General features: G+C 70.5%; 25 protein-coding genes. 16 read left to right on the top strand and 9 right to left on the bottom strand.

The window, feature by feature from the left end; all coding sequences use genetic code 11:
* Positions 1-3 precede the first annotated feature (3 nt).
* The 7 genes from AQI95_RS21355 to uvrC all read right to left on the bottom strand — a co-directional run bounded on the left by AQI95_RS21355 (position 4) and on the right by uvrC (position 11,087).
* A complete protein-coding gene (locus AQI95_RS21355; protein WP_067125814.1) occupies positions 4-1,215 on the bottom strand; it encodes a phosphoglycerate kinase in 1,212 nt (403 codons plus the stop codon).
* Between the two features lie 133 nt (positions 1,216-1,348).
* On the bottom strand, positions 1,349-2,356 hold the full coding sequence (gene gap, locus AQI95_RS21350) for a type I glyceraldehyde-3-phosphate dehydrogenase (protein ID WP_067125812.1): 1,008 nt from the start codon (positions 2,354-2,356) through the stop codon (positions 1,349-1,351).
* Between the two features lie 366 nt (positions 2,357-2,722).
* Positions 2,723-5,677 (bottom strand): M14 family metallopeptidase, encoded by a 2,955-nt coding sequence (locus AQI95_RS21345; RefSeq protein WP_079071377.1) that lies wholly within the window; start codon positions 5,675-5,677, stop codon positions 2,723-2,725.
* 172 nt (positions 5,678-5,849) lie between these two features.
* Complete coding sequence (gene whiA, locus AQI95_RS21340; protein WP_067125808.1) at positions 5,850-6,839, bottom strand: DNA-binding protein WhiA; 990 nt, start codon at positions 6,837-6,839, stop codon at positions 5,850-5,852.
* Positions 6,830-7,897, bottom strand: coding sequence for a gluconeogenesis factor YvcK family protein (locus tag AQI95_RS21335; protein WP_067125805.1), 1,068 nt, complete (start codon positions 7,895-7,897; stop codon positions 6,830-6,832). Before AQI95_RS21335 ends, whiA begins: the two co-directional genes overlap by 10 nt.
* Entirely contained in the window at positions 7,894-8,913 is a 1,020-nt protein-coding gene (gene rapZ / locus AQI95_RS21330) for an RNase adapter RapZ (protein WP_067125803.1), read from the bottom strand. Before rapZ ends, AQI95_RS21335 begins: the two co-directional genes overlap by 4 nt.
* Positions 8,910-11,087 (bottom strand): excinuclease ABC subunit UvrC, encoded by a 2,178-nt coding sequence (uvrC, locus tag AQI95_RS21325; RefSeq protein WP_067125800.1) that lies wholly within the window; start codon positions 11,085-11,087, stop codon positions 8,910-8,912. Before uvrC ends, rapZ begins: the two co-directional genes overlap by 4 nt.
* A gap of 598 nt (positions 11,088-11,685) precedes the next feature.
* Here uvrC and AQI95_RS21320 point away from each other — a divergent pair.
* Positions 11,686-12,633, top strand: coding sequence for a hypothetical protein (locus AQI95_RS21320; RefSeq protein WP_067125797.1), 948 nt, complete (start codon positions 11,686-11,688; stop codon positions 12,631-12,633).
* A gap of 143 nt (positions 12,634-12,776) precedes the next feature.
* Here AQI95_RS21320 and AQI95_RS21315 read toward each other — a convergent pair whose 3' ends face one another.
* Positions 12,777-13,205: a Rieske (2Fe-2S) protein gene (locus tag AQI95_RS21315; RefSeq protein WP_067125794.1), complete on the bottom strand. Its 429-nt coding sequence runs from the start codon at positions 13,203-13,205 to the stop codon at positions 12,777-12,779.
* Positions 13,206-13,541: 336 nt separating this feature from the next.
* On the opposite strand from AQI95_RS21315, the gene AQI95_RS21310 reads away from it, so the two are divergent.
* Positions 13,542-14,648 (top strand): LacI family DNA-binding transcriptional regulator, encoded by a 1,107-nt coding sequence (locus AQI95_RS21310; protein ID WP_067125789.1) that lies wholly within the window; start codon positions 13,542-13,544, stop codon positions 14,646-14,648.
* 20 nt (positions 14,649-14,668) lie between these two features.
* Positions 14,669-15,580 (top strand): carbohydrate kinase family protein, encoded by a 912-nt coding sequence (locus AQI95_RS21305; RefSeq protein ID WP_067125786.1) that lies wholly within the window; start codon positions 14,669-14,671, stop codon positions 15,578-15,580.
* Between the two features lie 147 nt (positions 15,581-15,727).
* Here AQI95_RS21305 and uvrA read toward each other — a convergent pair whose 3' ends face one another.
* Positions 15,728-18,754: an excinuclease ABC subunit UvrA gene (gene uvrA, locus AQI95_RS21300; RefSeq protein ID WP_067125782.1), complete on the bottom strand. Its 3,027-nt coding sequence runs from the start codon at positions 18,752-18,754 to the stop codon at positions 15,728-15,730.
* A gap of 224 nt (positions 18,755-18,978) precedes the next feature.
* Between uvrA and AQI95_RS21295 the strand changes: the two genes are divergently transcribed.
* From AQI95_RS21295 to AQI95_RS21240, 13 genes are all read left to right on the top strand, one after another.
* Positions 18,979-19,665, top strand: coding sequence for a maleylpyruvate isomerase family mycothiol-dependent enzyme (locus tag AQI95_RS21295; protein ID WP_067125780.1), 687 nt, complete (start codon positions 18,979-18,981; stop codon positions 19,663-19,665).
* A 45-nt stretch (positions 19,666-19,710) separates the two neighbouring features.
* Positions 19,711-20,364, top strand: coding sequence for an MBL fold metallo-hydrolase (locus AQI95_RS21290; protein ID WP_067125778.1), 654 nt, complete (start codon positions 19,711-19,713; stop codon positions 20,362-20,364).
* 100 nt (positions 20,365-20,464) lie between these two features.
* The gene (locus AQI95_RS21285; RefSeq protein ID WP_067125776.1) at positions 20,465-20,860 is read left to right on the top strand and encodes a hypothetical protein; all 396 of its coding nucleotides are present in this window, start codon (positions 20,465-20,467) and stop codon (positions 20,858-20,860) included.
* Positions 20,857-21,399, top strand: a complete 543-nt coding sequence (locus tag AQI95_RS21280) for a hypothetical protein (protein WP_067125774.1) — start codon at positions 20,857-20,859, stop codon at positions 21,397-21,399. Before AQI95_RS21285 ends, AQI95_RS21280 begins: the two co-directional genes overlap by 4 nt.
* Positions 21,396-21,758 carry a DUF6907 domain-containing protein gene (locus AQI95_RS21275; RefSeq protein ID WP_067125772.1) on the top strand — a complete coding sequence of 121 codons (363 nt, stop codon included), beginning with the start codon at positions 21,396-21,398 and terminating at the stop codon, positions 21,756-21,758. The genes AQI95_RS21280 and AQI95_RS21275 overlap by 4 nt, the downstream gene beginning before the upstream one ends.
* Positions 21,755-21,955, top strand: a complete 201-nt coding sequence (locus AQI95_RS21270; protein WP_067125770.1) for a hypothetical protein — start codon at positions 21,755-21,757, stop codon at positions 21,953-21,955. The genes AQI95_RS21275 and AQI95_RS21270 overlap by 4 nt, the downstream gene beginning before the upstream one ends.
* The gene (locus AQI95_RS21265) at positions 21,952-22,206 is read left to right on the top strand and encodes a hypothetical protein (RefSeq protein WP_067125768.1); all 255 of its coding nucleotides are present in this window, start codon (positions 21,952-21,954) and stop codon (positions 22,204-22,206) included. Before AQI95_RS21270 ends, AQI95_RS21265 begins: the two co-directional genes overlap by 4 nt.
* Entirely contained in the window at positions 22,203-23,330 is a 1,128-nt protein-coding gene (locus AQI95_RS21260; protein WP_067125759.1) for a hypothetical protein, read from the top strand. Before AQI95_RS21265 ends, AQI95_RS21260 begins: the two co-directional genes overlap by 4 nt.
* Positions 23,330-23,503: a hypothetical protein gene (locus AQI95_RS48020; RefSeq protein ID WP_167361954.1), complete on the top strand. Its 174-nt coding sequence runs from the start codon at positions 23,330-23,332 to the stop codon at positions 23,501-23,503. Before AQI95_RS21260 ends, AQI95_RS48020 begins: the two co-directional genes overlap by 1 nt.
* Positions 23,500-23,835, top strand: coding sequence for a hypothetical protein (locus AQI95_RS21255; RefSeq protein WP_067125747.1), 336 nt, complete (start codon positions 23,500-23,502; stop codon positions 23,833-23,835). The genes AQI95_RS48020 and AQI95_RS21255 overlap by 4 nt, the downstream gene beginning before the upstream one ends.
* A gap of 94 nt (positions 23,836-23,929) precedes the next feature.
* On the top strand, positions 23,930-24,139 hold the full coding sequence (locus AQI95_RS21250; protein ID WP_067125744.1) for a hypothetical protein: 210 nt from the start codon (positions 23,930-23,932) through the stop codon (positions 24,137-24,139).
* A complete protein-coding gene (locus tag AQI95_RS21245; protein ID WP_244188803.1) occupies positions 24,136-24,339 on the top strand; it encodes a hypothetical protein in 204 nt (67 codons plus the stop codon). Before AQI95_RS21250 ends, AQI95_RS21245 begins: the two co-directional genes overlap by 4 nt.
* Positions 24,340-24,359: 20 nt before the next feature.
* On the top strand, positions 24,360-24,683 hold the full coding sequence (locus AQI95_RS21240) for an NUDIX hydrolase (RefSeq protein WP_244188802.1): 324 nt from the start codon (positions 24,360-24,362) through the stop codon (positions 24,681-24,683).
* The last annotated feature ends 75 nt before the right edge of the window (positions 24,684-24,758 follow it).

The following is a 24,758-nucleotide window of genomic DNA, read 5'->3' as shown; positions in this document are numbered from 1 at the left end:
AGGTCAGTCCTCCAGTGCGGCGAGGCCGGGGAGCGTCTTGCCCTCGAGGTATTCGAGGGAGGCGCCGCCACCGGTCGAGATGTGGCCGAATGCATTCTCGTCGAAGCCGAGCGTACGCACGGCCGCGGCGGAGTCACCGCCGCCGACGACGGTGAAGCCGTCCGACGCGACGAGCGCCTGGGTGACCGCCTTGGTGCCCTCGGCGTAGTCGGGGTGCTCGAAGACGCCCATGGGACCGTTCCAGAAGACGGTCGCGGCGTCGGCGAGCTTCGAGGCGTACAGCTCTCGGGTCCTGGGGCCGATGTCCAGGCCCTCCTGGTCGGCGGGGATGGCGTCCGCGTCGACGGTGGTGGGGTTGGCCGGGGCCTTGGTCTTCAGGTCCGGGAACTCCGGCGCGACGAGGACGTCGACAGGCAGCACCAGGTCCACGCCGTTCTTCTCGGCGCGCTCCATGTACTCGGTGACGGCCGGGATCTGGTCCTCCTGGAGGAGGGAGATGCCGACCTCGTAGCCCTTGGCCTTGAGGAAGGTGTACGCCATGCCGCCGCCGATGAGCAGGCGGTCGGCCTTGCCGAGCAGTTCGTCGATGACGGCGAGCTTGTCGGAGACCTTGGCGCCGCCGAGCGCGACGACATAGGGGCGCTTGACGTCCTCGGTGAGCTTCTTCAGGACGCCGACCTCGGTGGCGATGAGGTCGCCGGCGTAGTGCGGCAGCTGCTTCGGCAGGTCGAAGACGGAGGCGTGCTTGCGGTGCACGGCCCCGAAGCCGTCGCCGACGTAGACGTCGGCGAGGGCGGCGAGCCGGCCGGCGAAGGCGGCGCGCTCGGCGTCGTCCTTGCTCGTCTCGCCCGCGTTGAACCGGAGGTTCTCCAGGACGGCGACCTCTGCGTCCGCCAGGGCGGCCACGGTGGCCTTCGCGCTGTCGCCGACGGTGTCGGCGGCGAACGAGACGTTCTTCCCGAGGATTTCACCGAGGCGCGTCGCGGCCGGTGCGAGGGAGAACTGCGGGTCCGGGGCGCCCTTGGGACGGCCCAGGTGGGAGGCGACGATCACCTTGGCGCCGGCTGCCGCGAGCTTGGCGATGGTGGGGGCGACGGCGCGGATGCGGCCGTCGTCGGTGATGGTGGTGCCGTCCAGCGGGACGTTGAGGTCGGCGCGGACGAAGACCCGCTTGCCTTCGACACCGTCCTGGATGAGTTCGTCGATCGTCTTCATGAATGGGGCTCCCGAGGGCTGATGGTGCTCCGTGATCGTAGCCATGGCTGTTCTGTACGTGAGTCAGGGCCCGGACAGCGCGTCCCTGCGCTGCCCGAGCCCTGCACTCACACTGAGGTGCCTGGTGCGGCGATCAGAGCTGGCCGCCGACGAAGACCGTCAGGTCCACGAGGCGGTTGGAGTAGCCCCACTCGTTGTCGTACCAACCGATGACCTTCACGTTCTTGCCGTCCTGGACCATGGTCAGGGACGAGTCGAAGGTGCAGGACGCCGGGGCGTTGACGATGTCGGAGGAGACGATCGGGTCCTCGGTGTAGTCGAGGAGGCCCTTCAGCTCGCCCTCGGCGGCCTTCTGGAAGGCGGCGTTGACCTCTTCCTTGGTGACCTCGCGGCCGAGCTCGACGACGAGGTCGGTGACCGAGCCGGTCGGGACCGGGACGCGCATGGCGATGCCGTCCAGCTTGCCCTTGAGCTGCGGCAGCACCAGCGCGGTGGCCTTGGCGGCACCCGTGGTGGTCGGGATGATGTTCTCGGCGGCGGCACGGGCGCGGCGCAGGTCCTTGTGCGGGAAGTCCAGGATGCGCTGGTCGTTCGTGTACGCGTGCACCGTGGTCATCAGACCCTTGACGATGCCGAAGTTCTCGTCCAGGACCTTCGCCATCGGCGCCACGCAGTTGGTGGTGCAGGAGGCGTTGGAGATGACGTGGTGGCTGGCCGCCTCGTACTTGTCCTGGTTGACACCCATCACGATGGTGATGTCCTCGTCCTTGGCCGGAGCCGAGATGAGGACCTTCTTGGCGCCACCGGCGAGGTGCTTGGCGGCGTCCTCGCGCTTGGTGAAGATGCCGGTCGACTCGATGACGATGTCGACACCCAGCTGGCCCCACGGGATGTTGGCCGGGTCGCGCTCGGCGAGCACCTTGATGGTGTGGCCGTCGACGGTGATGGTGTCGTCGGTGTGGGAGACCTCCTTCTTGAGGCGACCCAGGATCGTGTCGTACTTGAGCAGGTGGGCCGTGGTGGCGGTGTCACCCAGGTCGTTGACAGCCACAACCTCGATGTCCGCACCTTGCTCCAGCAGCGCGCGGAAGTAGTTACGGCCGATGCGGCCGAAGCCGTTGATGCCTACGCGGATCGTCACGAACCGATCTCCTCGTGGTACGCCGGCCATGCGGTGCCGGCGAGCTCTGTTTGGGATGTCCCCGACCACCACCGACCCTACCTCCCTGCGGGCCCCGGGGTGACATCGAGATGGCCCATACACGGGCAGGCGGTCCGTACCCGTCAGTAGGGGTACGGACCGTCTCGGATCGGCAGTTGTTTCACCCGTATTTAGTAGGGAATGTCGGGCGGTTTTTGCACTCTCTTCACTCGTTCGTGAGCGGGTCGGCTCACTTGATCAGGAAGCCTTTCGCGCACCGTTGAGAGCGCTCCCGCTCACCTGTTGGAACAAGGGGGGCGGGTTCTGTCAACGTGGCGGCCCTCACGTGCCGGCAGAGGGCCGCCCTCACCCGTCGAGCGCCGCGAACGCCTTCTTCACCAGGGCCGTGCGATCGGCCGCCGACGGCACCTGCTCCAGGCCGAAACCGAGCAGCACCGTGTCGTCCGTGGTGACCGCTCCGTACGTCTGGAACAGCGCCCCCGAGCGCGTCCAGTCCTTCAGGACGGCCGGGCTGCCCACGGGCGGGCCGGCCACGTGCCAGGCCCCCAGGGACGACTCGAATCCCTCGGTCTCCCGCGCCGTGCCGCCGACGACCAGCGAGGCGTCGTCGACGAGGACGCCGTGTCCGCCGGTGCCCGGATCGGTGACGTAGCCGATCGACACCTCGACGGACTTCCCCGCGTAGGCGCTGAGATCGAAGGTGACCTGGCGCCAGCCGCCGGAGCTGCCGGTGAGGCTGTTCCAGGAGCCGGTCGCGCCGGTCGCGGTGCAGGCGCCCGCCGTGAGCGTCAGATAGTGCTTCAGCCACGGATGCTCGGCGATCAGGAAGCCCTGCCCGCAGTCCGCCGGCACGGCCGTCCTCGTGGCGCCGCCGGCCTCCGGCAGAGTCGTCCAGTCCTCGGCGCCCACCGTGTGCGCCTCGACCACCGCGTGGTCGTACCCCGGTTCGGTGTCCCACAGCATCCGGGCGCTCAGGGCCGGCTTGTCGGCGGCACTGACACCGGTGAGGTCGATGGTGCGGGTGAGGCGCTTGTAGGCGTCGTCGGTGTGCACGGCGGCGGCCATGTACGACCCCGAGTACGGCCCGTACGGGTTGACGGTCCCGGCGAACCGGCCCGCGCCCGCGCTCTTGAACTGCGGGTACGTGGCGCTCGGCAGCTCGTCGGAGGTGACGCCGTAGGTGCCGGCCGCCTCCAGCGGGCTGCCGGGCGCGTCACCGAGGGCGCCGGTGTAGCCGTCGAGGGCGCCGGAGCCCGTGAACCCGGTGGCGCCCTTGGTCGACGTACGGCTGTAGGCGCCCAGGTAGTACTGGCTGAAGTCGTCCGAGGGGGTGCCGTCGCCGAGGTCGACGCTGCCGCCGGCCAGCTCACCGGCCTCGATCAGCCTGCCGCCCTCGTTCAGATAGGCGCGCAGTTGCAGCTGGGTGGCGTTTCCGGGGCCCTTCGCGCCGGAGTAGTGCACAACCGTCCGGAAGTGCTTCAGCACGCCGAGCGCGTCCGGGGCGCCCTGGGTGGCGACGTCCCACACGATCGCCTTGTGCCCGGCCGCCTTCAGCGCGTCCACGTACTTCTGGGTCTGCGTGGCCGCCGCGCCCTCCTCGGCGACGACGAGCGTGTCCGCGGCGGGCCGCTCGGCGACCGTGTACGTGAAGTGCGGGCCGGTGACCTTCTTGCCGCTCCCCGTCTCGCCGGTGAACCACACCTCGACCTTGTCGCCCGGCTCGCCGTCGCGCACCTTGGCCCGGTACTCGTCGAAGTACAGGTCGTCCTCGCCGCCGTAGGTCTCGCCGCCCTTCCAGCGCCGGAGTGCCTGGTCGAGAACGCGGCCGCCGTTGACGCGGTACTTCAGCTCCTTGTCGCGGATCGCCTTGCGGACGACGACGGAGACCTCCTGGTCCGCGCCCCGGGAGTACGACGTGGGGAACGCGGCCGGGGTGAAGTCGGCGGCGCTCAGCCCGACCGAGGAGGCCGGCTCGTCCGGGTGTACGGCGGTCTCGGCGACGGAGAGCGCGAACGGGATGTTCTTGGCGAACTCCTGCTGGATCAGCTTCTCGTCGTCGGGGAACTCGAACACCGAACGGCAGTCCTCGGGCCGCCACGCGTCGTTCGGGTCGACGTTCGCCGCGGTCTCGCAGGTCGACATCTCGGGAGTGAACATCGCGACGCCGTTGACGTTCGACGCGTGTCCGTCCGCCTCGCCGTTGGTGGTGTACAGCTCCGAGGAGAGCTGTGAACGGTAGCCGGGGACGGCCGGGTTGTCCGGGGTGCCGGCGAGGGCCTTGTACAGGACGTCGTCCGGGGTGGGCGTGGCGACCTGCCAGCCGACGCCGTAGAGGAGCAGTTCGGCGGCCGAGTGGTAGTTGACGGCGTATCTGAACCCGACGCGCTTCTCGAAGCGGTCGAGCGCCTTGGTCTCGGGCTCGGACTCGGGGCTCGCGCCGCGGTAGGTCTCGCTGGTGGGGTTGGGGGACGAACCCTCGTCGTCGTAACCCCACTTGTAGGGGAAGTTGCGGTTGAGGTCGACACCGTCGCCCGTGTCGATGACGCCGTCGCCGTTGACGTCGCGCAGGTTCTTGCGCCACAGGCGGGTCTCGGAGTTCTTGAACGTGTAGTCGTAGCCGTCGGGGTTGGCCGAGATCACGAACCACAGTTCCGTCGAGTCGACGATCTTCCGGATGCGCCGGTCGGTGCGGTAGTGATCCAGGTAGTAGTGCATCAGACGGCGGGTCATCTCCGGGGTGATCCACTCGCGCGCGTGCTGGTTGGACAGGTACAGCACGGACGGCTTGGAGCCGTCCTTCGACCGCTTCGCGTTCTTGGTCAGCTTGAGCGCGAGGATGTCCTGGCCGTTGACCGTCTTTCCGATGGATTCGACCTTGGTGAGAGTGGGGTCGGCCTGGGCGGTGTCGAGAATCTCCTGCTTCAGCCCGCCGGCTCCGCCGTACGGGCGGAACACGCCCTGGGACGCCTTCGCGAGGCGCGCCCGCGCCTTGGCCGGGACGGTGCGCTCGGTGAGGTCCACGCCCTGATCGCGGAGCCTGGCGGCCTGCTGGTCGGTGAGGTAGACCTCGACCTCGGACTTTCCGCTGCGGGTGACCTGCTCGCCGAGTTCGTCACCGTCCTGGCCGGCCCGCAGGAGCAGCGGTATCTGCGCTTTGGTGACATCGGCGCGGAAGACCTTGACCGCGTCCGGGTCGGACTTCGCCGGACTTCCGCTCTGCGCCTGGGCTACGGGTGCGAGGCTCGCTCCGCCGATCAGGAGCGCGCCGACAGCGAGGATCGATCTCGCTCTGTGTCTCATGAACCCCCCTAGCGGTGGTCCGCCACGACGGCGAACAAGTTGCCAGGCTCATGTCAGTTCATGATCGAGTCAAGAGCGCCTGACGGCCACGTAAACGAGGGTCCCTCGGACACGCGAAGGCCGGTGCCGAGACCCAAGTGGGCCCCGGCACCGGCCTGTTGACGTGAGTGGGTCAGCCGGCGAGGTTGTCCGCCAGCTCCTCCGAGAGGTTCGCCTCCGTGCCCGGGATGCCCAGGTCGGCGGCGCGCTTGTCGGCCATCGCCAGCAGCCGGCGGATACGGCCCGCGACCGCGTCCTTGGTCAGCGGCGGATCGGCGAGCGCGCCCAGCTCCTCCAGGGAGGCCTGCTTGTGCTCCATGCGCAGCCGGCCGGCGGCCGCGAGGTGTTCGGGCACCTCCTCGCCCAGGATCTCCAGGGCGCGCTGTACCCGGGCACCGGCGGCCACGGCCGCGCGGGCCGACCGGCGCAGGTTGGCGTCGTCGAAGTTGGCGAGCCGGTTGGCCGTCGCCCGCACCTCACGGCGCATCCGGCGCTCCTCCCAGGCCAGCACGGACTCGTGCGCACCGAGGCGGGTCAGGAGCGCGCCGATCGCGTCGCCGTCCCGGACCACCACCCGGTCCACCCCCCGCACCTCACGGGCCTTCGCGGCGATCGACAGCCGGCGAGCGGCGCCGACCAGCGCGAGCGCGGCCTCCGGACCCGGGCAGGTCACCTCCAGCGAGGAGGAACGGCCCGGCTCGGTCAGCGAACCGTGCGCCAGGAAGGCACCGCGCCAGGCCGCCTCCGCGTCACACGTGGCCCCCGAGACCACCTGTGGCGGCAGACCCCGGATCGGGCGGCCCCGGCCGTCCACGAGCCCCGTCTGACGGGCCAGCTGATCACCGCCCGCGACGACCCGGACCACGTATCTCGAGCCGCGGCGCAGCCCGCCGGGCGCCATCACGATCAGTTCGGAACTGTGCCCGAAGATCTCCAGGATGTCGCGCTTGAGCCTGCGGGCCGCCATCGCGGTGTCCAGCTCCGCCTCGATCACGATGCGCCCGCTCACCAGGTGAAGGCCGCCGGCGAACCGCAGAATGGCGGAGACCTCCGCCTTCCTGCAGCAGGTCCGGGTGACGGGGAGCCGGGAGATCTCGTCCTTCACCGCTGCCGTCATCGCCATGGGCCGATCCTTCCATGCATCCGAAAAATACGGTCGTACGCGGCGGCCAACAGCTCCGGATCGTGCCGGGGTGATCCATCGGTTCGGGCCACCGGAGCCAGCTCGATCGCGGCTCCCAGCCGTTTGGCGGCCTCGGTGAGCAAGTCGCGGTCGGGCACGGCGGCCTCGTCGGCCAGCACCACGTCCAGGGCGAGTTTAGGGGCGTGTCGGCCCAAAACCTCCAAATGACGCTGCGGTGAGAAGCCCTCGGTTTCTCCCGGCTGCGGGGCGAGGTTCAGGGACAGCACCTTGCGCGCCTTGGTCTCGGTCAGGGCGTCCAGCAGCTCGGGCACGAGCAGGTGCGGGATCACCGAGGAGAACCAGGACCCGGGACCGAGCACCACCCAGTCGGCGTCCAGGACCGCGGCCACGGCCTCGGGGACCGCCGGCGGGTCGTTCGGCACGAGATGGACCGACTGCACCTCACCGGGCGTGAGCGCGACGGTCGCCTGCCCGCGCACCGTGTCCACATCCTCCGGGCGCTGCGGGTCGTGCCCCTTGACCAGGGCCTGCAGCTCCAGCGGCACGGCCGACATGGGCAGCACACGGCCGTGCGCACCGAGCAGCTTGCCGACCAGGTCCAGGGCCTGCACATGATCACCGAGCTGCTCCCACAGGGCGACGATCAGCAGATTGCCGACCGCGTGCTCGTGCAGGTCGCCCTTGGACTGGAAGCGGTGCTGGATGACCCGGGCCCAGGTCTGGCCCCACTCGTCGTCGCCGCACAGCGCGGCCAGCGCCTTGCGCAGATCACCGGGCGGCAGCACGCCCAGCTCGTCACGGAGCCGGCCGCTGGAACCGCCGTCGTCGGCCACGGTGACGACGGCGGTGAGGTCGCCGGTGATCCGGCGCAGCGCGGCGAGCGAGGCGGACAGGCCCATGCCGCCGCCGAGCGCGACGACCTTGGGCTGCGCGCCGCGCCGACGGGGCCGGGCGCCGCGAGCCTCGGCCGGGCGGCCGGCACGCGAGTCGGGCACCATTCGGCGCAGCCTGCTCAGCCGCGGTGTACGTTCCGTCATTCCCGTCCCATGTCCCGGTGTACGAGCACCGTCTCCACACCCTCGGCCGCAAGACGCGCGGCGAGTTTCTCCGACATCGCGACCGAGCGATGCTTACCGCCCGTACAGCCGATCGCGATGGTCACATACCGCTTGCCCTCGCGCCGGTAGCCGGCCGCGATGAGCCGCAGGAGTTCGGCGTACCGATCGAGGAACTCCTTGGCACCGGGCTGGTTGAAGACGTAGGCGGAGACCTCCTCGTTCAGACCGGTGAACGGGCGCAGCTCCGGGACCCAGTGCGGGTTGGGCAGGAACCGCATGTCCGCGACCAGGTCGGCGTCGACCGGGAGGCCGTACTTGAAGCCGAAGGACATCACGGTGGCCCGCAGCTCGGGCTCCTCCTCGCCGGCGAACTGGGCGTCCATCTTGGCGCGCAGCTCGTGCACATTGAGGCTGGAGGTGTCGATCACCAGGTCGGCGTCGCCGCGCAGCTCGCGCAGCAGCTCGCGCTCGGCGGCGATGCCGTCGACGATGCGGCCGTCACCCTGCAGCGGGTGCGGGCGGCGCACCGACTCGAAGCGGCGCACCAGGGCCTCGTCCGAGGACTCCAGGAAGACGATGCGCCGGGTGACGCCCCTGGTGTCCAGGTCGGCGAGCGACTCGCGCAGATTGTCGAAGAAGCGGCGGCCGCGCACGTCCACGACGACCGCGATCCGCGCCACATTGCCCTGCGAGCGGGCGCCCAGCTCCACCATCGTGGGGATGAGGGCGGGCGGGAGGTTGTCCACGACGAACCAGCCGAGGTCCTCCAGACACTTGGCCGCCGTCGACCGTCCCGCTCCGGACATGCCGGAGATGATCACCAGCTCGGGGATGGCCGCTTCGGGCCCCCCGGCCGGCGTACCGTCCGTGCTCACCTGTTCTCCGTTTTCCTGCGCCTCGGGCTCCTCACCGGCCGCGGGCTCAGGCTGATCCTGCCCCGCTTGGTTGTGGGCCCGGTCTCTCTTCGCTGTGGGCTGTGCCTCGTGCTCGGTCATGTCTCCTGCCCCCGTCGTTCGTCCGGGAGGCCCGCGGTTACGGGCTCCCCCGAGGAACCGTCCGTCGTCTCCGGTTCCTCGTCTTCAATGATCTCTCCAGTCGCCGTGTTCACGGCGGGCGCGGCCGGGGCCGCCTGGGCGAGGGCCACGGCGATCGTCTCGGCCGTCTTCCGGCCTATCCCGGGCACCTCCTGGATCTGTTCGATTGTGGCGGACCGCAGCTTCTTCACCGAGCCGAAATGCTTGATGAGCGCCTGTTTGCGGGTAACGCCGAGGCCGGGGACGTCGTCCAGGGGGCCGGCCCGAAAGCGCTTGGCGCGCTTGGTGCGCTGGTAGGTGATCGCGAACCGGTGGGCCTCGTCCCGTACGCGCTGGAGCAGATACAGGCCCTCGCTGGTGCGGGGCAGGACCACCGGGTCGTCGTCGCCGGGCAGCCAGACCTCCTCCAGGCGCTTGGCGAGGCCGCAGACCGCGATGTCGTCGATGCCCAGCTCGTCCAGGGCGCGCCGGGCCGCGGCGACCTGGGGCTGTCCGCCGTCGACGACGACCAGCTGGGGCGGGTACGCGAACTTCTTGGGACGGCCCTCGTCGTCCTTGAGGGAGTCGGTGATCACGTCCGTGCCGGTGAGCACGTCCGTGTCGGTGAGCGCGCCGTCGCCGTCGGCGAGGGCATCGTCGGTGCGGGCGAGGGCATCGCCGGTGCCGGCGAGGATGTCATCGGTGCCGGTGAGAGCGTCTGCGCCGCCGGGGTCCTCGGCCCACTCCCCCGTCTTCTGCTTCTCGGCGAGGTAGCGCTTGAAGCGGCGGGTGATCACCTCGTGCATGGAGCGGACGTCGTCCTGGCCCGCGAAGCCCTTGATCTGGAAGCGGCGGTACTCGTTCTTGCGCTGCAGACCGTCCTCGAAGACGACCATGGAGGCGACCACGTCGTCCCCCTGCAGGTGCGAGATGTCGTAGCACTCGATGCGCAGCGGGGCACTGTCCAGGTCGAGGGACTCGGCGATCTCCTCCAGGGCGCGCGAGCGCGTGGTCAGGTCGGAGGCACGCTTGGTCTTGTGCAGCGCGAGGACCTGCTGGGCGTTGCGCTGCACGGTCTCCATGAGCGCCTTCTTGTCGCCGCGCTGCGGGATGCGCAGTGAGACGTTGGCCCCTCGGCGGCCGGTCAGCCACTCCTGGACCGGTTCGACGGGCTCGGGCAGCGCCGGGACCAGCACCTCCTTGGGGACCCCGTCCCCGGTCTCCTCGCCGTAGAGCTGCTGCAGGGCGTGTTCGACCAGGGCGCCGGTGGTGATCTCCTCGACCTTGTCGGTCACCCAGCCACGCTGGCCGCGCACCCGGCCGCCCCGCACATGGAAGATCTGCACGGCAGCCTCCAGCTCGTCCTCGGCGACGGCGACGAGGTCCGCGTCGGTCGCGTCGGCGAGCACGACGGCATTCTTCTCCATCGCTTTCTTCAGGGCCTCGATGTCGTCGCGCAGCCGGGCGGCTCGCTCGTACTCCATCTCCTCCGCCGCCTCCATCATCTGCTTCTCCAGACGGCGGAGGTAGGTACCCGTGCGGCCGGCCATGAAGTCGCAGAACTCCTCGGCCAGCTCCTGGTGGTCCTCGGCGCTGATCCGGCCGACACAGGGAGCCGAGCATTTGCCGATGTAGCCGAGCAGGCAGGGGCGGCCGGTGCGGGCGGCGTTCTTGAACACGCCGGCCGAGCAGGTGCGCACCGGGAACACGCGCAGCATCAGATCCACGGTGTCCCGGATGGCCCACGCGTGCCCATACGGCCCGAAGTACCGGACGCCCTTCTTCTTGTGACCGCGCATCACCTGCACGCGCGGAAACTCCTCGTTCAGCGTCACCGCGAGGTACGGGTAGCTCTTGTCGTCGCGGTACTTGACGTTGAACCGGGGGTCGTACTCCTTGATCCAGGAGTACTCCAGCTGGAGCGCCTCGACCTCCGTGGACACCACGGTCCACTCCACGGACGCGGCGGTGGTCACCATCGTCCGGGTGCGCGGGTGCAGGTTCGCCAGGTCCTGGAAGTAGTTCGCCAGGCGCTGGCGCAGGCTTTTCGCCTTTCCGACGTAGATCACCCGGCGGTGCTCGTCACGGAACCTGTACACCCCGGGAGAGTCCGGGATCTCACCCGGCCTGGGGCGGTAGCTGGAGGGGTCGGCCATGTCTCACACCCTACTGGCGAGCACCGACACCACGACGAGCCTGTGGACAACCCCCACGTCCGTGCCGCTCACCGCCGCACGCGCCATCCCGTGTCCACGGGCGGCAGTCCCGTACCGATCATGTACCGGACGATCCGGAAGGCCTCGTCGAGCGGCACGGTGCCCTCGTCCGGGCAGGTGCCGCACCGCCCGGACACCCGGCGGAGCCGGTCAGCCAGGTCTCGACACGGCCCTCGGCGATCCGCCGCCGCAGGACGGCTGCCGCCTCGTCGGCCGTCACGGCCGCGCGCTCACCGGCTCGTGTCCGGATCTCTGTCACCCGCCGATGCTCCCACCGGCAGGGCAACGGGCGTGATGCCCGCGAACGGCCGGCCACGACACGCCGTCGCAACCCGGTCGGCTTCGGTCGTGGCGGGTTCCAGGTGTTGTCGGGGTCTGGTCAACACGCTTCAATGCGGGGGAACTCGGGGCCGTGCACGCACACATACGGGGGCGGTGTGCGCAGTCACGGGCGTTCACAGCGCCCACGGGGGGCCTCGCACACCGGCGCAGACGGTCTGACCAGCCGTAGCGACACCTCACAGAAAGGCGCCCCGGCATGCGGCATGCCACAGAGCACGCGCACCTCCCCACCGCGGAACTGGACACGGCCCTGCGGGGCGGCCCCTTCCATGTGGCGCTGCGCGCCGCCATCGCCGCACGCGGGCTGCCGCTCCAGCGCGTCCAGCACCACCTGTCCCGGCACGGGGTCAAAGTCGGTGTCACCAGCCTGAGTTACTGGCAGCAGGGCGCCCGCCGCCCGCAGCGCCCCGAGTCGCTGCGCGCCGTACGGGCGCTGGAGGAGATCCTCCAGCTGCCGGACGAGTCACTGATCCGGCTGCTCGCCGAGGTCGACGAACGCGTGGCGACGGGCCGCCCGGCAGGGCGCTCCTACCGCTCACTGATCCAGGCCTCGGACGTCCTGGACCGGCTCCGGACCGAGCTGGGCTGTTCCCTCGACGGCGGGCTGCACACCCTGGGCCACCACGAATGCGTCCGTATCGGCGCCCGGCGCGAACTGGCGGATCGCGAGGCCCACCACATCGTGCGGGCCCACCGCGACGGCGTCGACCGTTTCGTGGCCGTGCACCACGGCGACCCCGGTTGCCGCCCGCACGACATCAGAGTGCGCGCGCTGGAGAACTGCCGCACGGGCCGTGTCAGCTGGGACCGGGAGACCGGCGTGCTGGTGGCGGAGCTGCTCTTCGGCACGCGGCTGCGCACCGGCGACACCTTCCTCTTCCGGTACGGCATCGAGGACGGCACGGCCGGGCCCTCTCGCGAGTACCTCCACCGCTTCGGCTTCCCCGGCGGCCAGTACGCGCTCCAGGTGCGCTTCGACGCGGCCTCGCTGCCCGCCCGCTGCCATCGCTTCACCCAGCACTCGACGGCGGCCCCCCGCAGCGGCCGACACGAACTGCCGGTCACCGGCCCGCACCACTGCGTCCATGTGGTCGAGCCACGGATACGTCCGGGCATCGTCGGCATCGCCTGGGAGTGGGAGTGAAGTCGCCGCGGGAGCATACCTGTTGATGCGGTCCGGGCTGGACCTGCCACAGCGGGGGGTCAGCCGCGCGGCGAGCTGATCGCCGGGACTGGGTCACATGGTCCGTGCCGATCCGGGTCGCGCAGCCGGTCCGCCGAGGGGCTTCAGGCGCCCGGGCCGGCGATGATCCTGCCGTTCGTGTTCCTCACCGGCAGCTCGGCCAGCGGCTCGGTGGCCGGCGCCTGGACCACCTTGCCCGTCACGGCGTCGAACTGGCTGCCGTGGCAAGGGCAGACCAGGGTCGTCCCCTGCAGCTTGTCGATGGGGCACCCGGCGTGCGTGCAGATCGTGCTGTACGCCTTCAGCTCGCCCCTCCCGTCGCGGCTGACCACCACGTTGTGGTCACGGTAGAGCTTGGCGCCACCCTTCGAGACCTCGCTCTCGGCGCCGAGGTCCACCGGCGCCGTCGGAGTGGCCGCGCCCCCGCTGCCCTGCCCCGGCGCCGAGCAGGCGGCCAGGCCGAGCCCGGCGACCGGGGCCACGGCGGCCCCTCGAAGGACGGTACGGCGGCTCGCGGAGGGGTGCGCAGGCATCTGGTGACTCCACTGCTCAGGGGGTGTGCGGGCGACGATACCCGGGCAGAAGGGTCGGCCCCGGGCCGGGGTGGCGATGGCGACGACACGTGGGCGCGCCACAAAGCGTCGGTCGGGACGGAACAGTGCCGGTGAGGAGTGAGGGGCAGGGGGCTAGGGGCGGCGGTCAGGGGCCGAAAGGTGCAGTGGGTGGCGGTGAGGGGTGTGGGGTGCCGATGGGGGCGGCGGCTGAGGGGCGGGACGTAAACGCTTGCGCAAGCGTTTACGCGAGGGCGGTCGATGGGATAGCGTCCCGGCCGGAATGCCTGCACTCGATCGGTTCGGGAGGGAGACACGATGCCCACCATGGCCGACGTCGCGCGAAGCGCCGGGGTCTCCGTGGCGACCGTCTCCCACGTCCTGAACGGCACGCGCCCGGTGCTGTCCCACACCCGCCGGGCGGTGCTGGACGCCGTCGACGCCCTCGGCTACACGCCCAACACCCTGGCCCGCTCCCTGGTGACCTCCCGCACCCGCTCCATCGGGCTCGCGGTGTCGGCGATCAGCAACCCGTACTTCACGGAGATCCTCCAGGGCGTCGAGGCCGCCGCCCTGGAAGCGGGCTACAGCCTGCTCATCGCGGACCCCCATGACGATCCCGGGCACGAACGCAAGGTCGTCCAGCTCCTGCACGAGCGCCGGGTGGACGGGGTGATCGTCGCTCCATCCGCGCATCCGGACGATCTGGTCGGCTATCTGCGTCGCCACGCCGTGCCGACCGTGTTCCTCGACCGGGTGATCGACGCGGGCGTGATGAGCGGCATCGCGACCAAGGGCGGGGCGGACACCGCCCACGGCGAGGACGCGCCGTGGTACGACCAGGTGTGTGCCGAGAGCGCCGGACCGACCGCCCGTCTCGTCCGGCACCTCGCCGGGCTGGGACACCGCCGGATCGGCCTGGTCGCGGGCCAGCCCGGGTTCAGCACCACCGGTGAGCGGGTGGCCGGATACCGGGACGGCCTCACCGCCGCCGGCCTGGCCCACGACGAACGGCTCCTCGTGTCGGGGAACTCCGAGGCCACGGGTGCCGAGCAGGCCACGGCCGCCCTGCTCGGCCTGCCCGATCCGCCCACGGCACTTGTCACCGCCAACAACGCGATGACCATCGGCGCCCTGCGCACCCTGCGCCGACAGGGCCTGTCCGTTGCGGACGACGTCGCCCTGTGCTGCTTCGACGACTTCGCCTGGGCCGATCTGTTCTCACCCCGGCTCACCGCGATCGCCCAGCCCAGCAGGGAGTTGGGCGCGCAGGCGGTCCAGGTGCTCCTGGACCGCCTGGACGAGCCGCACCGGCCGACCCGCACGGTGCGTCTGCCCTGCGCGTTCGTCCATCGCACGTCCTGTGGGTGCCCGGAGGAGCCGGGCACCTCCGAGGGCCCCGAGAGCACCGCATCATCCACGTAGTCGCAGAAGGGACCCGTCTCGTGATCGTCGTCGCCGGTGAGGCACTGATCGACCTGGTACCGCAGGGCTCCGGTGCCCTCGCGGACCTGAAGCCGGCGCTCGGCGGCGGCCCGTACAACACCGCCGTGGCCCTCGGCCGGCTCGGCTCCCGCACCGCCTTCTGCTCCCGGACGTCGCACGACGCGTTCGGCGAGGCCCTGCTCGACGGGCTGCGGCAGGCGGGGGTGGACGTGTCCGGCGTGCAGCGCGGGGCGGAGCCGACGACCCTGGCGGTGGCCACGATCGACGGCAGCGGCTCGGCCGCCTACTCCTTCTACGTCGAAGGCACTGCCGACCGCCTGTTCACCGCCCCCGCCACGCTCCCCGCCGGCACGCGCGCGGTGTCCTTCGGCACCTGCTCGCTCGTGCTGGAACCGGGGGCGAGCGCCTATGAGGAGCTGATGCGCACGGCCGCGCGACAGCGGCTGTTCACCGCGCTCGACCCCAACATCCGGGCGGGGCTGATCCCGGACGCGGACGCCTACCGGGCGCGTTTCAAGAGCTGGCTGCCCTCGGTGACGCTGCTGAAGCTCTCCGCGGAGGACGCCGAGTGGCTGGGCGGCACCCCGGGCGAGTGGCTGGCCTCGGGGCCGACGGCCGTCGTGGTGACCCGGGGCGGGGACGGGCTGAGCGTGTTCACCCGGGATGGCGCGGAGTGCTCCGTACCGGGTGAGAAGGTCGCCGTGGTGGACACCATCGGCGCCGGTGACACGGTGAACGCGGCCCTGCTGCACGGGCTTTCGGCCCTGGAAGCGCTGTCCGCGGACGCGCTCGCCGCCCTCGGGACGGAGGGCTGGACGCGGCTGCTGCGCTTCGCGGCACGCGCGGCGGCGATCACCTGCTCACGGGCGGGAGCCGAGCCGCCCTACGCCGCCGAGCTCGGTCAACTGTGAGCGGTCCCTTTCCTCTCTGCTGTTGTCAAGGTGCGGCCGGACCCGGGGGACGGGATCCTGTCGGACCTCAGGGCCGGGGTGTCTGATGGTGGAACGAGCGGCGCCCCGCGGGGAGTTCCCGCGGGGCGCCGCTTTTCTGCTGGTGTGTCAGGACTTTCGTGCCCGCGTCGTCTTCTTCGCGGGCGTCGCCTTCTTCGTGACGGCGGCAGCCTTCTTGGTCGCCGTGTTGTTGGCCCTGGCCGTCACCGTCTTCTTCGCCGCCGTCTTGGCCGCAGCCGTCTTCTTGGCCGTGGTGGCGCGCGGCGCCTTCATCGGTTCCGCGTCGCTGATGCGGTCGGCGCCGAGGATCTCGCGCAGGAATTTTCCGGTGTGGCTGGCCGGAACCCCGGCGACCTCCTCGGGCGTGCCCTCGGCGACCACGAGGCCGCCGCCGGCGCCGCCTTCCGGACCCATGTCCACGATCCAGTCGGCGGTCTTGATCACGTCGAGGTTGTGCTCGATGACGATGACCGTGTTGCCCTTGTCGACCAGGCCGCCGAGGACCGTCAGCAACTTGCTGATGTCCTCGAAGTGCAGACCGGTGGTCGGCTCGTCCAGGACGTAGACCGTGCGTCCGGTGGAGCGCTTCTGCAGTTCGCTGGCCAGCTTCACGCGCTGGGCCTCACCGCCGGAGAGGGTGGTGGCGGACTGACCGAGACGCACGTAACCAAGGCCGACGTCCTTCAGCGTCCGCAGATGCCGGGAGATGGCCGGGACGGCCTCGAAGAAGTCGGTGGCCTCCTCGATCGGCATGTTCAGCACATCGGCGATGGACTTGCCCTTGTAGTGGACTTCCAGGGTCTCCCGGTTGTACCGGGCGCCGTGGCAGACCTCGCACGGGACGTAGACGTCCGGGAGGAAGTTCATCTCGATCTTGATCGTGCCGTCGCCCGCGCAGTTCTCGCAACGGCCGCCCTTGACGTTGAAGGAGAAGCGGCCGGGCTGGTAGCCGCGGACCTTCGCCTCGGTGGTCTCGGCGAACAGCTTGCGGACGTGGTCGAAGACACCGGTGTACGTCGCCGGGTTGGACCGCGGGGTGCGGCCGATGGGCGACTGGTCGACGTGCACGACCTTGTCGACCAGGTCGTCGCCGTCCACGCGCGTGTGCCGTCCGGGGACGTTGCGCGCGCCGTTCAGCTCGCGGGCCAGGTGCGTGTAGAGGATGTCGTTGACCAGCGTCGACTTGCCGGATCCGGACACGCCCGTGACGGCCGTGAACACGCCCAGCGGGAAGGACACGTCGATGTCCTGCAGGTTGTTCTCGCGGGCGCCGTGCACGGTGAGCCGCCGGGAGGGGTCGCGGGGACGGCGGACGTCCGGAACCGGGATCTCCTTGCGGCCCGAGAGGTACGCACCGGTCTGCGACTCGGTGTTGGCGAGCAGTTCCTTGAGGGAGCCGCTGTGCACGACCTTGCCGCCGTGTTCACCGGCACCGGGACCGATGTCCACCACCCAGTCGGCGACCTTGATGGTGTCCTCGTCGTGCTCCACGACGATGAGCGTGTTGCCCATGTCGCGCAGCCGGACGAGGGTCTCGATCAGTCGGTGGTTGTCCCGCTGGTGCAGACCGATGGACGGCTCGTCGAGGACGTAGAGCACGCCGACGAGGCCGGAGCCGATCTGGGTGGCCAGGCGGATGCGCTGGGCCTCACCGCCGGAGAGCGTGCCGGCCGCGCGGTTCAGCGAGAGATAGTCCAGGCCGACGTCGACCAGGAAGCGCAGCCGTTCGTTGACCTCCTTCAGGACCCGCTCGGCGATCTTCTTGTCACGGGCGTTCAGCTGCAGCCGGCCCAGGAACTCCGCACAGTCGCTGATCGACATCGAGGAGACCTCGGCGATCGACTTCTCCATGATCGTGACCGCGAGGACGATCGGCTTCAGACGCGTGCCCTCACAGGAGGGGCAGGGCACCTCGCGCATGTAGCCCTCGAAGCGCTCGCGGCTGGCGTCGCTCTCGGCCTCGCTGTGCCGGCGCTTCACGAACGGCACCGCGCCCTCGAAGGGCGTGGTGTACACGCGCTCGCGGCCGTAGCGGTTGCGGTACCGGACCTCGATCTGGGTCTTGTGGCCGTGGAGCAGGGCCTTCTTCGCGCGCTGGGGCAGGCCCGCGAACGGGATGTCCGTACGGAAGCCGAGGGCGTCCGCGAGTGCGCCGACCAGACGGCCGAAGTAGTCCTTGGTGTGCCCGTGCGACCAGGGGTGGATGGCGCCCTCGTCCAGCGACTTGTCCTCGTCCGGGACGATCAGCTCCGGGTCGACCTCCATGCGCGTACCGATGCCGGTGCACTCGGGGCAGGCGCCGAAGGGCGAGTTGAAGGAGAAGGAGCGGGGCTCCAGCTCCTCGAAGGACAGGTCGTCGTACGGGCAGTAGAGGTGCTCGGAGTACATGCGCTCGCGCTCGGGGTCGCCCTCGGGGAGATCGACGAAGTCGAGCACAATCATGCCGCCGGACAGGCCGAGGGCGGTCTCCACGGAGTCGGTGAGGCGGCGCTTGGCGGAGTCCTTGACCGTGAGGCGGTCGACGACCACCTCGATGGTGTGCTTCTCCTGCTTCTTCAGCGTGGGCGGTTCGGAGAGCTGGATCGTCTCGCCGTCCACGCGCGCGCGGGAGTAGCCCTTGGTCTGGAGGTCGGCGAAGAGATCGACGAACTCGCCCTTGCGCTCACGCACGAGAGGCGACAGCACCTGGAAGCGGCTCCCCTCCGGCAGCTCCAGGACCTTGTCGACGATGGCCTGCGGCGACTGGCGCGAGATCGGGCGCCCGCACTCGGGGCAGTGCGGCTTGCCGATGCGCGCGAAGAGCAGACGCAGATAGTCGTAGACCTCGGTGATGGTGCCGACGGTCGAGCGCGGGTTGCGCGAGGTCGACTTCTGGTCGATGGAGACGGCCGGGGACAGGCCCTCGATGAAGTCGACGTCCGGCTTGTCCATCTGGCCGAGGAACTGCCGGGCGTACGAGGAGAGCGACTCCACGTAACGGCGCTGGCCCTCCGCGAAGATCGTGTCGAAGGCCAGGGAGGACTTGCCCGACCCGGACAGGCCCGTGAAGACGATGAGCGAGTCACGAGGCAGGTCGAGCGAGACATTCTTCAGGTTGTGCTCGCGCGCGCCACGGACGATGAGACGGTCGGCCACGCCGGTCCGCACCTTTCTTGAGAGAAGTGACAGGGGCGGGGCCCCCGTGCTTCTTCAGACTAGGGGGAGCCACTGACAACGCCGGTCGGATTGCCCGGTTGCATAACAACCTCCGGGCATCCAGCATGCCCGACGCCGTTCCCGACGATATAGCACGTGCTTTCGATTTGCGGACGGCCTTCACCACCTTCACCCGAAGGTGTGGCAGGACTAGGGTCAGGCCCATGATTGATCACGCTCATGACCTGGCATGTGTACGTGACGCGACCGAACGGCTCCTCACTGCGGTCGCCGGACTGGACAACGCCTCGCTCGCCGAGCCGTCACGGCTCCCGGGCTGGACCCGTGGACACGTCCTCGCTCATCTGGCCCGCAATGCGGACGCTCTCGTGAACGTTCTCGAGGGCCGCCCCATGTACGCGAGCGCCGAGGTGCGGGACGACGACATCGAGCGGGACGCCCCGCGCCCCCTCGACGCCCAGCTCGCCGACCTGCGCGGGAGCGCGGCCCGCTTCCTGGCGACGGGTGACGCGCCGGCGGACTGGACGCGCACCGTCGAGCTGCGCAACGGGGTCACCGACTCCGCGTCCCGGGTGCCGTTCCGGCGGTGGATCGAGGTCGAGCTGCACCATGTGGATCTCGGTGTCGGGTACGAGCTGGAGGATCTTCCGGCGGAGTTCGTGGAGCGGGAGGTCGACTTCCTGACGCAGCGCTTCGCCGGTCACCAGGAGGTGCCCTCGACCGGCCTGGCCGCCGGCGACGGCCGGATCTGGACCACGGGCGGCGGCGCGGAGGGCGGACCGGTCGCGGTCGAGGGCACGGCCGCCGACCTGCTGGGCTGGCTCGCCGGACGGCGCGACGGCTCCGGCCTGACCGTGAAGGGCGCTCTGCCGAAACTGCCTCCTTTGTAGGCCGCCGCCGGTCCGCGGACTTCTCCCCGCTATAGGCTGATCACCATGACGTACACCGGAGAGGTCAGGGTCGGCGGACCGGCGGATGTGCACGAGCTGAAAGACCTGATGATCACGAAGATCGCGGTCGGCCCGATGGACAACAACGCCTATCTGCTGCGCTGCCGGGCCACCGACGAGCAGCTTCTGATCGACGCGGCCAACGAGGCGGAGACACTCCTCGGCATGATCGGTGACGACGGCATCGCGTCCGTCGTCACCACGCATCAGCACGGCGACCACTGGCAGGCGCTCGCCGCGGTCGTGGCCGCCACGGGCGCGCGTACGTACGCCGGCCGGGAGGACGCCCCCGGCATCCCGGTGCCCACGGACGTCCTGGTGAACGACGGCGACGTCATCACCGTGGGGCGCGTGGAGCTGACCGCGCGGCATCTCGTCGGGCACACCCCGGGTTCGATCGCGCTGGTCTACGACGACCCGCACGGCCACCCGCACGTCTTCACCGGCGACTGCCTCTTCCCGGGAGGTCCTGGAAGGACAACAAATCCGGGGGACTTCACGAGTCTGATGGATGGGCTGGAAGAGAAGATCTTCGGCCCGCTGCCTGACGAAACGTGGATCTATCCGGGCCACGGGAACGACACGACGCTCGGAGCCGAAAGGCCACAGATCGCCTCGTGGAGAACCCGAGGCTGGTGATTTAACCGGGGCCGCCCAGCAATGGGACGGCCCCGCTTTGGTGTTGGAGCACCGCGGCAGGGCCTGACCGAAGTCCTTGGATCAGAAGGAGCTTCGGCTGATGCAGAAGTCTGCCATCCGTCGTGAACGCCGCACCACCCGCCGCACTCTCCGCGCCACCTTGCGCGCCCGCTCCGCCCACCAGCGCCTCGCCGCCAGCTGCCGCCGCCGGCCCCGCTCGCTGGCCACCGTCGCCATTGCGTCCGGTGTCGCGAAGAACTCCGCGGCCGGCGTCGCCAACGGCCTCCGCAGCGTGGCAAAGCGCCTCGGCGTAGCCCCCGCCGCCACCGCCCGCACCCGCCGCACCGTCGCGGGTGGCCGCGCCCACCGCACCCACACCGTCAGCCGGTACAGCCTCGGCCAGGTCGCCCGCCTCACCTCCGCGTACCGGCCCCGTAAGGCCGAGTATGTCGCCGCCGTCGCCCTGATCGCCGCCTTCGCCGGCACCACCCGATGACCGGCCGCAAGGCCACGCAGGCGCCCGCCACCGCGGCGGGCGCCCTGCCCCCGGCCCTCACCGAATCCACCGACCTGCAGACCGCCGTCCGGATCGCGCGCCGCATGCTCCTTGCTTATAGCGACACCACGGGCTTCGACCTCGTCGCCTACGCTCAGGCACACAGCGGGCTGCACGCCACCGTCCGCATGCTGCTGCGGGCCCTCGACACCGAACCGGTGTCCGGAATTGCAGACACGCCGCGTTGCCCGGCCGCCCATCCGGAGGACCTGTCACCGTGCGTCGGTCCGGTCGTCGTGACCGTTCTGGATGCCCAGAACGCAGGCGCCCACGGGTGTGAGCACCACGGCGCAAGGCTCCTCGCCTCGCTGGAGGGCGGCAGGGTCTACGCCCTTGGCACCTCTCCCGAGGCCGCCGCCATTCGCGTCTTCAAGGCCGCAGCCGGCCTCCGCCCGTTCTGCTGGCTCACCGACGCCCCGCGCATCGATCCCTCCCAGCTCAGCGACGCCGAGAACCGTGCGAGGGGTGAGGTCCAGTGAACGAGCCCCGCACCGTCACCGTGCCCACCCTCGACCACGGGGACGTCACCGTGCCGGAGCCCGATTGGTGCACCGGGCACGGCCCCTTCCCCGAGCACCGAGCCGACCTGACCCACTACGGGCTTGAACACCGGCTCACCTACAACGGCGCCGAGTTGTTCCGGCTGATGCTCGCCCAGACCCCGCTCGCCGAGCGGGCGAGCCGCGAGGTCTGCGGATACGTCGAGCAGGCCGGCTACACCGGATCCCTGGACCAGGGCGGCCTGTACGACCTGGCTGCCGCCCTCGATGCGGCTGCCGACCAACTGCGCGCCTTCGCTGACCAGCACGCCGCACTCCTCGCCGGAGGTGCGCAGTGAACTCTCGCAGGCCGGTGCGGCGGCCGACCGAGCACGCCGCCGTCCGCGCGGCGGCCCGGTCCGCCCGGCCCACTCCTCCCGTTCCCGCCCTCATGGCTGCGCTGCTCGAAGCGAACGACCGCGGCGACCGCGAGGCCGTGACCCTGTGCGCGCACCGTGTCGTGCGCGCCTCCGACCCGAAGGTGGGCGAGCAGTGAGCCTCCGCGACCGCATCCGAGACGCCGCCTACAACGCGGCCACCACTTCCGACGGTGACCCGGCCGGCGCCCGCCGAGCCACACAGACCGCCTCGGTCCTGGCCCAGGCCGCATCCCAGCACGGGCACACCGGGACGGCCGCCGCGGTCGCCACCCTCGGCGCTGCTGCCGTGGCCGCCGAGGGCGCCCTGTCCAACTACGTCTATCCGCCCGGCAAGTACGCCACGTTCCGTGAGGACGGACAGCAGTGACCAGCACCACCACACGAGAACTCACCCAAGGGCAGTACGTCGTCCTCGGCGCCGCCGCCATCGCCATGGTCGCCGTCGGCGGCTTCGGCGCCTGGGGTACCTACTCGAACGCCGTCTCCGCCTTCCACCGGCAGGCGACTGCCGCGGGTGTTGTCGCGGCCGACGAGGGCCTCACCCTGATCCTCGCCCTGATCATGCTCGGCCGAACCATGCTCGGCATGGCATCGCCCACCGTCGTGCGTGGCGGGATGTGGTTCGCGCCGGTCTCCGCCAGCTGCATCGGTGTGGCCATCGCCAGTGACACCCGCGAGGCTGCGGTGTTCGCGGTCACACCGCTTGCTATGTCCGGCGCCGCTGAGGGCCTCGGGCTGATCGCCCGCTCGGTCGTCGTGTACCGGACAGGCCTGGACGCCGAGGTGATGCGCCGCAACGCCGACGCTGCCCGGCAACTGGCCTTTCAACGCGCCGTTGCCAACGGTCACCCCGGCCAGTGGCGACGCAAGATTGCCGTTCGCCAGTACTGGCGCCTCGCCCGGTACGTGGGCGTGGGCGACGCCGAACTCGGTGCCGGCCTGGTTGACGTCCAACGTGTCCGCGTCCGCGAGGGGGCTGATGCGGCGCTCACCGGAATGTACGGCGCCGGAACCGACACACCGTCGACCAACCCCGCCGCGTCGGCCCGGCCCGCCAGCGCCACGGTCAAGCTGCGCAGCACCCTCGCTGCCATGGATCCGGCCGACGCAATCCGGTTCGCCCATGAGGCGCGCCCTGATGCGGACGCCATCGAGCTGGCCGACATCCTCGGCGCCTATGGCGTCACCGTCGACCCCGTCGCGGTCGCTCTCGTGCTGGGTCAGCAGCCGGCCGAGTACACCGTCGAGCGACCTGATGCGGCTGATGCGCCGCAGGTCAAAGCGTTGGAGCCCCTCACCGTCGAGGGCGCCATCGTCGAGGCCGCATCCATCCTCGGCCCCGACGTATCAGCCCGCGAGATCGCCGAGCACGTCGCCCGGACACGCCGCCTGGTCGTGACCGAGCCCTACGTCCGGACGGCCCTGTCGAGGGCCGCGAAGAAGCAACAGGACGGCCCCGGCCGCGACGACATGGAAGGCGGATACGCCTGATGCGCTGGCTCCTCTTCGGCATCCTGCTCGGGCTGCTGCTCCTGATCCCGTCCGTGTTCACCTTCGCTGGCGCGGTCGTCGCGTGGCTACTCGACAAGCCCGTGTTCGTCGCGTTCGTCCTCGGCGCCGCCGCCAGGCCGCACCTGCCCCGGCTGCGGGGGTGGGTGCGATGACCGAGTCGACCCCGCTCGCCAAAGCCGAAGCCGCCGTCACCGAGGCCGCGACGAACACCGACGTCATCCGCCTGGCCCTGGCCGCCGTCGAGCTGGCCAAGACCGCCCAGCAGCAGGCGCCGGCCTGCGGACACCACCACCAGGGACAGGACTTCAACGCGAAGAAGTGGGTGACCATCGGCGGCCTGGTCGTCGCCGGCGGGTGCATCGCCTGCTTCCTGGCCGCCGCGCTCGCCCTCGTCGCCGTCGCCGTCGCCGTCGGCGGGACCTGCGCCACCGCCTGCGTGCTCATCCTGCGCGCTATGTGGCGCGACCTCTCCAAGGGCCGCTGACCTGCCCTTCCGTCCTCCGCCAGGTGTTCAGTTCTGAACACCTGCGGGGGTGCGGTGGGGCCGGACAACCCGGCCCGTAACCAAGGAGGACATCGTGACCCGTGAACAGGCCCTCGCCGAGGCCATCGACGCCGCCGCCAAGGCCAAGGCCCTGGCCAGCAACGCCAGGGACGCCGCCTACCAGACCGAGAGCCAGGCACGCACGTCCGTGTACGCCACCGCCTCCGGCGCCTGGGCGGACGTCGCCCGCGCGTACACCGACATCGCCGTCCAGCTGGCTGCCGACGAGAAGCCGGAGGCGTGACCGTGGCACTCACCGACAAGGACCCGCACAACCTTTCCGAACTGGCCCGCGTGGTCGTCCTGGGCGTCCGTATCCAGCGCCGCGAGGCCCGCGGCAGGTCCACGAAGGCCCTTGAGAACCGGGTCGACCGCATCCGCGAGGAGGCGCAGGCCCGGGAAGACGCCCGCGCCGCCGCCCGCCGCAAGCAGCAGGGCAAGTAGCCATGACCAAGGAGACTCAGATGACCGAAACGTTCGAGACCATCCGCTTCACCGCCGACGTCGTCGTCACCACGACCGACGGGTACGTCCTGCTGATCGAGCGCGGCTGGCCGCCGTACGAGGGCGCGGCGCCGGAAGAGCTGGACCAGATCGGCGTCTTCGACCGGCCCGACCGTGACCCGCGCGGCCGGTACGTCACCGTCGCCTACCACCTGACCGTCGTCCCCGGAACGCCCGTCGAGGCTGGCGATGACGCGACCAAGGCCGAGTGGTGGCCCCTGAACAGCCTGCCGCCGCTCGCGTTCGACCACGCCGACATCCTCGCCGCCGCAACGCGCAAGTAGGTACGCCACGGGGCGGCCGTCCTACCGCCAAGCAGCCGGCCGCCCCGTGCCCCTCATCCCTCCTATGGAGAGAGG

The organism is Streptomyces yokosukanensis, from assembly GCF_001514035.1.
In the GTDB taxonomy this organism is placed as follows: Bacteria; Actinomycetota; Actinomycetes; order Streptomycetales; family Streptomycetaceae; genus Streptomyces; species Streptomyces yokosukanensis.
Note: the sequence above shows the minus strand (reverse complement) of the source record. Positions and strands in the feature narration are given on the sequence as shown.

Coding starts and splice junctions, on each gene's coding strand:
- AQI95_RS21320 (WP_067125797.1), top strand. CDS start 11,686: ATGCGGCATGCCACAGAGCACGCGCACCTCCCCACCGCGGAACTGGAC.
- AQI95_RS21285 (WP_067125776.1), top strand. CDS start 20,465: ATGCAGAAGTCTGCCATCCGTCGTGAACGCCGCACCACCCGCCGCACT.
- AQI95_RS21240 (WP_244188802.1), top strand. CDS start 24,360: ATGACCGAAACGTTCGAGACCATCCGCTTCACCGCCGACGTCGTCGTC.
- AQI95_RS21345 (WP_079071377.1), bottom strand. CDS start 5,677: ATGAGACACAGAGCGAGATCGATCCTCGCTGTCGGCGCGCTCCTGATC.
- AQI95_RS21280 (WP_067125774.1), top strand. CDS start 20,857: ATGACCGGCCGCAAGGCCACGCAGGCGCCCGCCACCGCGGCGGGCGCC.
- whiA (WP_067125808.1), bottom strand. CDS start 6,839: ATGGCGATGACGGCAGCGGTGAAGGACGAGATCTCCCGGCTCCCCGTC.
- AQI95_RS21315 (WP_067125794.1), bottom strand. CDS start 13,205: ATGCCTGCGCACCCCTCCGCGAGCCGCCGTACCGTCCTTCGAGGGGCC.
- AQI95_RS21310 (WP_067125789.1), top strand. CDS start 13,542: ATGCCCACCATGGCCGACGTCGCGCGAAGCGCCGGGGTCTCCGTGGCG.
- AQI95_RS48020 (WP_167361954.1), top strand. CDS start 23,330: ATGCGCTGGCTCCTCTTCGGCATCCTGCTCGGGCTGCTGCTCCTGATC.
- AQI95_RS21290 (WP_067125778.1), top strand. CDS start 19,711: ATGACGTACACCGGAGAGGTCAGGGTCGGCGGACCGGCGGATGTGCAC.
- AQI95_RS21335 (WP_067125805.1), bottom strand. CDS start 7,897: ATGACGGAACGTACACCGCGGCTGAGCAGGCTGCGCCGAATGGTGCCC.
- rapZ (WP_067125803.1), bottom strand. CDS start 8,913: ATGACCGAGCACGAGGCACAGCCCACAGCGAAGAGAGACCGGGCCCAC.
- AQI95_RS21295 (WP_067125780.1), top strand. CDS start 18,979: ATGATTGATCACGCTCATGACCTGGCATGTGTACGTGACGCGACCGAA.
- uvrC (WP_067125800.1), bottom strand. CDS start 11,087: ATGGCCGACCCCTCCAGCTACCGCCCCAGGCCGGGTGAGATCCCGGAC.
- AQI95_RS21255 (WP_067125747.1), top strand. CDS start 23,500: ATGACCGAGTCGACCCCGCTCGCCAAAGCCGAAGCCGCCGTCACCGAG.
- AQI95_RS21355 (WP_067125814.1), bottom strand. CDS start 1,215: ATGAAGACGATCGACGAACTCATCCAGGACGGTGTCGAAGGCAAGCGG.